The organism is Micromonospora sp. NPDC005172, from assembly GCF_040608555.1.
Classification (GTDB): domain Bacteria; phylum Actinomycetota; class Actinomycetes; order Mycobacteriales; family Micromonosporaceae; genus Micromonospora.
On record NZ_JBEXIL010000102.1, the window covers coordinates 1 to 6,114 of the forward strand.

The 6,114-nt window shown below is 69.2% G+C and carries 7 protein-coding genes; 4 read left to right on the plus strand and 3 right to left on the minus strand.

Translation table 11 applies throughout. The annotated features are described in order from the left end of the window. Window positions 1–300: 300 nt before the first annotated feature. Window positions 301–642, plus strand: a complete 342-nt coding sequence (locus tag ABZV06_RS31775) for a PadR family transcriptional regulator (RefSeq protein ID WP_110564981.1) — start codon at window positions 301–303, stop codon at window positions 640–642. Further along, complete coding sequence (locus ABZV06_RS31780) at window positions 639–1,586, plus strand: permease prefix domain 1-containing protein (RefSeq protein WP_355248738.1); 948 nt, start codon at window positions 639–641, stop codon at window positions 1,584–1,586. The genes ABZV06_RS31775 and ABZV06_RS31780 overlap by 4 nt, the downstream gene beginning before the upstream one ends. A 241-nt stretch (window positions 1,587–1,827) precedes the next feature. Here ABZV06_RS31780 and ABZV06_RS31785 read toward each other — a convergent pair whose 3' ends face one another. Further along, on the minus strand, window positions 1,828–2,880 hold the full coding sequence (locus tag ABZV06_RS31785) for a peptidoglycan-binding protein (protein WP_355248741.1): 1,053 nt from the start codon (window positions 2,878–2,880) through the stop codon (window positions 1,828–1,830). A gap of 251 nt (window positions 2,881–3,131) precedes the next feature. On the opposite strand from ABZV06_RS31785, the gene ABZV06_RS31790 reads away from it, so the two are divergent. After that, window positions 3,132–4,148, plus strand: coding sequence for a helix-turn-helix domain-containing protein (locus ABZV06_RS31790; protein WP_355625953.1), 1,017 nt, complete (start codon window positions 3,132–3,134; stop codon window positions 4,146–4,148). A gap of 91 nt (window positions 4,149–4,239) precedes the next feature. On the opposite strand, the gene ABZV06_RS31795 is transcribed toward ABZV06_RS31790, so the two are convergent. After that, window positions 4,240–4,443 (minus strand): DUF397 domain-containing protein, encoded by a 204-nt coding sequence (locus ABZV06_RS31795; protein ID WP_355248747.1) that lies wholly within the window; start codon window positions 4,441–4,443, stop codon window positions 4,240–4,242. Further along, a complete protein-coding gene (locus ABZV06_RS31800) occupies window positions 4,436–5,302 on the minus strand; it encodes a helix-turn-helix transcriptional regulator (protein ID WP_355248750.1) in 867 nt (288 codons plus the stop codon). The genes ABZV06_RS31795 and ABZV06_RS31800 overlap by 8 nt, the downstream gene beginning before the upstream one ends. A 512-nt stretch (window positions 5,303–5,814) precedes the next feature. Here ABZV06_RS31800 and ABZV06_RS31805 point away from each other — a divergent pair. Continuing rightward, complete coding sequence (locus ABZV06_RS31805) at window positions 5,815–6,051, plus strand: hypothetical protein (protein ID WP_355248803.1); 237 nt, start codon at window positions 5,815–5,817, stop codon at window positions 6,049–6,051. Window positions 6,052–6,114 lie beyond the last annotated feature (63 nt).

The window sequence follows — 6,114 nt, forward strand, 5'->3', positions numbered from 1 at the left end:
CGGGCGCGCCGTGCGCCGGGCGCGCCGTGCGCCGGGCGCGCCGTGCGCCGGGCGCGCCAGGGGCCAGGTATGCCTAACGCCCCCTTTGCTCTGCTTCAACGGAGGCGACACCTACGGACCCTTCGTGTTGCGTCGGTTGAAGCAGAGCAAAGGACGAGCGGAGGACCGCCGCCCGGCGTCGAGGCGCGCCCTCCCGGCTCAGCACTCCCGACTCAGCACCCCCAACGCCGCCACCCTCGCGACCGCACACATTAATGTGGTGATAGACAATAGTGTGTGGCACACAGTATGGTGTGACACATGGTTAGCGAGGATGTTCTACGGACGCACCTCCAGGAGTTGCGTCGAGGCACCGTCGTGGTGGCCAGCCTGGTCGCGCTGCGTCGACCGGACTACGGCTACGCACTGCTGCAACGGCTCACCGACCACGGCTTTCCGGTGGACGCCAACACGCTCTACCCGCTGCTGCGCCGCCTGGAAGACCAAGGCCTGCTGACCAGCGAGTGGAACACCGAGGAGAGCCGGCCGCGCAAGTTCTACCGGACCAGTGACGAGGGCGAGTCGATGCTGAGTCGACTCCTGGACGACCTCGCCGCCGTACAGACCTCCATCACCGGGCTGATCCAAGGAGTGGACCGATGAACACACTGACTGACCGCTACCTGGCCGCCACCCTGCGATCGGTACCCGCCCAGCGCCGCGACGAAATCGCCACCGAGCTACGCGCCTCGATCGAGGACATGATCGAGGACCGGGCCGGGGGCGGCGCGGACGCGGCAGCCGCCGAGCGGGAGGTGCTCACCGAACTGGGCAACCCCGATCGCCTGGCCGCCCGCTACGCCGACCGCCGGCTCCAGCTCCTCGGTCCCACCTACTACCTGGTCTGGCTGCGACTGCTGAAGCTGCTGCTCAGCTTCATCCCGGCGCTCGCCGGGACGGTCGTCGCGGTCGTCGCGGTCGTCGAGGGCAAGGGATTCGGCGCCATCGGCCCAGGCCTCGTCGTCGCCCTGCACGTGGCGGTGCACATCTGCTTCTGGCTCACCCTGACGTTCGTCCTCATCGAGCGGTCGCAGCCCACCATCGACCTGCCCGACTGGACCGTCGACGAGCTGCCCGACGTCCCCGCGCACCGCGACGTCTCACTCGTCGACACCATCGCGTCGGTCGTGATGCTGATGGTGTTCATCGCCTACCTACCGTTGCAGCACTACCAGTCGTGGGTGCGTACCACCGACGGCGACAACATCCCGATCCTCGACCCGGCCCTCTGGTCGTTCTGGCTGCCGGCGCTGATCGGCGTACTCGCCCTCGATGTGGTGTTCGAGATCGTCAAGTACCGGATCGGGCGCTGGACCTGGCGGCTGTTCGCGACGAAGGCGCTGCTCAACCTGGCGTTCACGGTGCCGGTGGTGTGGCTGGCGCTCTCCGACCGACTGCTCAACCCGGCCCTCGGCGAGCGGCTCGACTGGCTGGCGGTCGCGGACAATCGCGAGATCCTCGCGGCCATCATCGCGCTGAGCGCCGCCGTGGTGGCGGTGTGGGAACTGATCGACACCGCCCTGAAGACCCGCCGCCAGACGACCTGAGCGACACCCGAGACGGCGGCCCGGAGCGGACACCCGCTCCGGGCCGCCGCCCGTCGCGCTGATCTGCCCGTACGACACCAACCCGAACTCCTGTTCGGGAGCTGCGAACAGGGCGGGCGCTCCTACGGTGAGCCGATCCTCACGGCAACGAGCTGGTCGTTCGCCGCCTCCGGAACGGAAAGGCTCTCCATGACCCCACCGATCGACCCGCGGCGCCACAGCCCCACGCGACACGGGGGCGTCACGGTGCCGGCGGGCAGTCCCAGTGCCGGAAGTCGCCGGTACGCGACCAGACGTCGCGTGCCGCCCCGATGTTCCAACCCGGGTCCAGCGCGGTCCGGCGGTCGACGCCGAGGCGTGACAGCTCCATGTCGCTGAACTGGAACAGGCCCCAGCGCCGCGACCCGTCGCCGGTCACCTCCACCCGCAGCGGATCCAGTCCGGACAGACACCGGGCCAGCCGCACCGCCTCGGACGGGCCCTCCGGGAACCGTGCCCGGAGGTACTTGCTGACCCGGTCCTCCGTCCACGCGGCGGGCGACACCGAGTTGTCCTGGAGAGCGTCGAGCACCTGCCGATCCACCGTGCCGCTGACCTCCAGGGCGGCCAACGCCTGGAAGGCGATCACCCGGCTGGTCGTGTCGGGGCCGAACCACCCATCGACGGGCACGCGTAACCCGCTCGCCGCCAGCCGGTCCTGGAGATCCAGCACGCAGGGGCCGTACATGCCCTGGCGCAGGACGAGGGGACACGGGCCGCTCGATCCCGCGCCGCTGGACCCGGGGGTCAGGACGTCGCCGACGGGCAGCAGCGCGCCCACCGTCAGCGCTCCCACCAATGCCAGCGCTCCCAGTGACAGCCGGCGACGCGCCGACCGGGTCGCCGCTCGCGGTCGGTCGGTGGACCGGCGAGGACCGGCCGCCTCGACGGACACCGGAGCGGAGGCCGGCGGCGCGGGGTTCGTCGGCTCACCCGGCGCCGGTAGGCCGGTGGGGCGCGTCGGCTCGCTGAGGTGAGCCTCGATGTCGCGGCGGAGGTCGAGCCACCGTTCGACCTCGGACGCGGACGTGCCGCAGGCGGCGAGCAACGCCACGACGGTCCGCTCGCGGGGCAGGGTGTTGCGCCCCAGCATGGTGGCGAGGGTGCTCGGCGGCAGCCAGTGCCCGGCCGCCGAGGCCTGGCGGGAGATCTCCCGGTACGTCAGGCCGGAGCGTCGTCGCACGTCCCGGAGCGACGCCACGTACTCCCCCGCGGTGGCAGCCCGCGGCACCGGATCTCGGACAGCGTCAATCATCGGATCTCCCCCGTGTCGTTGATGTGGTCGCGTTCGGACCGGCCCCGGTTCGAACCCGACGGCCCGTACGGGCCAAGCGCCGCGGCCATCGACGAAAACGCTAGATAACCGGGTCGCCCCGAACAATGCCCTGCTCCGGGCGCTGCGGTGTCCACGCAGCTCAGGGCCACCTGTCCGGGTTTTGTCCGACCACCTCGGACAGACGCCGTGACGACTTGCTCCAAGGCGTGTGCGGTCAGCAGAATCAGGCGATGACCACGGGGGAGCTTCGACCGGGCGAGGCGGCCGACCCGGCCGAGTTCGTCGACCTGCTGCGCCACCTCAAGGACCGGTCCCGGCTGACGTTCCGGCAACTGGAACAGCACGCGGTCGCCGCCGGCGACGTGCTGGCCCGCAGCACCGCCGCCGACATCCTGCGCCGGTCCACATTGCCGCGACCCGAGGTGCTGGCGGCGTTCGTGCGTGCTTGCGGCGCGGGTGACCAGGTCGACGAGTGGTTGCGCGCGCGGGACAGGTTGGCGGCGGGCGCGTACGCCTCCGCTGATCCAACTGTGGAAGCGTCGGTCGGAGCGAGCACGGGCGATGTGCTGACCGGCAGCCCAGATGAGGCACGACCGCGCTGGTTCGCCCGGCCCGTGCCGCTGGCGCTGCTCGTCGTGTCCACTCTGCTGGTCGGCGTCGGCGCCTTCTTCTGGTGGCCCGACGACAACGAGCGTCGGACGTCGGAGAAGCCCGCCGTCGGCCAGTCGCCGACGGGCAGCGCCCCGGCCGGCGGAACGACGTCCGGAGCCGGCCAGCGATCGCCGGCCAGTGGTCGGAGCCGGATCCATCTCGCCCGTGACCCGCAGCTCTGTATCAGCGAGGGGCGCGATCGCAGCGGTCGATACGAGAGCGAGGTGGCGGCCCAGCGCCCCTGCGCGGGCGCCACACCGCCGGAGACCTACCTGGTGCCGGTGACCGACGGCATGTACTTCGTCAGGTGGGAGCACCCGATCAACGGGGTCGGCTGCCTCACGGTGCGGCGCGAGGATCCCGGGCGGAACCTCATCGAGCCCCAGCACCAGTGCCGCACCGACTCCTGGGACCAACTGTTCCGCTTCGAGCCGACCGGTACGACGTCGGACGCGTACCGGATGCGACCGGCGGGCAGTGACCTGTGCGTGGGCATCCGCGACGACGACACGGAGGTGCCGGCCGAGGCCGCAGCCGAGCCGTGCACGGGCCAACCCGACCAGGTGTTCCTGGTCGACGCCGTCCCGAAGGACTGACACGCCGACACCGGCGCTTGATCAACTCCGGTTCACCGACATCGGGGTGTCCCGCGCGCTGGACACCCCGATATCCACGAAGTCGAGTCGATCAGAGGCCGGCGTGCTCCACCGCCTTGGCGCGGCTGACGAACGCGGCCCAGGCCGCCGGGGCGAAGGTGAGCGCCGGCCCCTCGACGTCCTTGCTGTCCCGGACGGCCACGAGATGAGGAAGGTTGTCGGCGACCTCCACGCAGTTGCCGGAGTCGCTGCTCCTGGTGCTCTTGCGCCACATCGCCCCAGTCAGGTCAGTCATGGTGCCTCTCCTTGATTTCTCGCATGAGCCTGCAGGAATCATCGGCGCTCAACGCGCGGGCTGTGAGACCATTCCACACCTCGGCGTACTCTATGACTTCCTCGAGCCGATCGAGATACAACGCTCCCGACAATCCCTCCTTGTAGACCGTCGTCGGTTCGGCTGACCTGGCTCCGCTCGTCGGAAAGTCGAGCATCACGAAGCTGCCAGCAATTGCTGCTCGGCTCAGGCCTTCGCCAAGCGGCACGAGCCGGACAGACACGCTTGGCGATGCGCCCGCGGCGATCAGCCGCTCAATCTGCTCAGCCATGCCGCGCACACGCCTGTGCAGCACCGCCTCCTCGATGATCACATCTAGAGCAGGCGCGGCCGGTCGCTTGCGGGTCAGTAGGCGCTGCCGCTCGGTCCTGAGCCCCACAACCTTTGCGACCTCGTCGTCGGAGACGCCCTGGCGGGTTCGAATAACCTCGGCCGTATAAGTCGGTGTCTGCAACAGGCCGGGCACCAAGGCGTGTTCGTACGTCCGGATACGGCAGGCGGCCGACTCCAGTCCGACATAGAGCTCGAACCATCTCGGGATGATCTCGCCGTAAGCGTGGTACCAACCCTTGCTCTTGGACTCCCTGGCAAGGCTCACCAGGACCTCGGTCATCTCGTCGGAGGCGCCATAGAGCCGGCACATCTGCTCGACGTCCAGCGCTCGCATGGGGGTCTGCCCGGACTCGATGCGATACATCTTCGCCCGCGACCACTCAAGATCGGAGGCTGCGGCTTCGAGGCCTATCCCAGCCCGCTCCCTACTTTGCCGCAGCAGTCGTCCGAGCTCTCGCCTTGGAACAGTCGATCCCACCTCGGTCATCGGCGTCCGCCTCCTCGTCTCACACTGAGCCGTCATCTGACGCCTCGTGAGACGCCCCTCGCATCGTCATCGCAAAGATGCATCTCAGCATGAACGTCTCGTGTGGAGTGTTGCACACAGCTTCGACAGTCCTGAATTCTGCCTGGTAGATGCCCTACTTGCATTGATCTCGGGAGGCAGGCAATGTGCCGTTGGAAGTGGTTTCACCGACCGGACGAGCCCCTTGACGTCGTGGAGCGGACCCGGTTCCCGGATCGCACCGGGGCCCACCGGCTCACCACGCCGCCCACGTCGAGGACAGAGAATGGCACGTCGTCACCCCAGCGGGGTGGTCGCCATGATGGGTGAGCAGCCCCGACCCGAGCCGCCGTTTCTCGTGACGATGGCGACCTACGTGATCGACTTCCATCATCGCAACGTCTGCACCAGGTGCGGCCCGGATGGTTCGTGCCCCCGGCTGGTCGAGGCGAGTGATCATCTCAAGGCGTGGCGCGACCGGAAACCAGGCGGCCGTGCGGGCGGGTGACCTGCTTCAGGTCACCCGCGCGGCGAGTGTCCAGTTCAGCCGGCCGATCCTCTTCCGCGTCATCCGCGTTCTCGACTGGCCTACCTATGACGGGTGGGTCTGGCTCGACGGCTACGAGGTGGGGCCGCGACTGGACGCGATCGCCCGACGGTCGATCTTCGTACGGCCCGCCGGGCTGCGGCCGGTGACATCCGCCGGTCCGACGCGGTCGAGAGCACGCTGACACACGCCAGGTCGCCGATGTGGGGCCAACCGCTCGCGCGGACACCCCCACATCGGCGACCTG

What these genes read in the sequence shown, in the direction of transcription:
- ABZV06_RS31780 (WP_355248738.1), top strand. Translation starts at nt 639, where the DNA reads ATGAACACACTGACTGACCGCTACCTGGCCGCCACCCTGCGATCGGTA.
- ABZV06_RS31785 (WP_355248741.1), bottom strand. Translation starts at nt 2,880, where the DNA reads ATGATTGACGCTGTCCGAGATCCGGTGCCGCGGGCTGCCACCGCGGGG.
- ABZV06_RS31790 (WP_355625953.1), top strand. Translation starts at nt 3,132, where the DNA reads ATGACCACGGGGGAGCTTCGACCGGGCGAGGCGGCCGACCCGGCCGAG.
- ABZV06_RS31775 (WP_110564981.1), top strand. Translation starts at nt 301, where the DNA reads ATGGTTAGCGAGGATGTTCTACGGACGCACCTCCAGGAGTTGCGTCGA.
- ABZV06_RS31800 (WP_355248750.1), bottom strand. Translation starts at nt 5,302, where the DNA reads ATGACCGAGGTGGGATCGACTGTTCCAAGGCGAGAGCTCGGACGACTG.
- ABZV06_RS31795 (WP_355248747.1), bottom strand. Translation starts at nt 4,443, where the DNA reads ATGACTGACCTGACTGGGGCGATGTGGCGCAAGAGCACCAGGAGCAGC.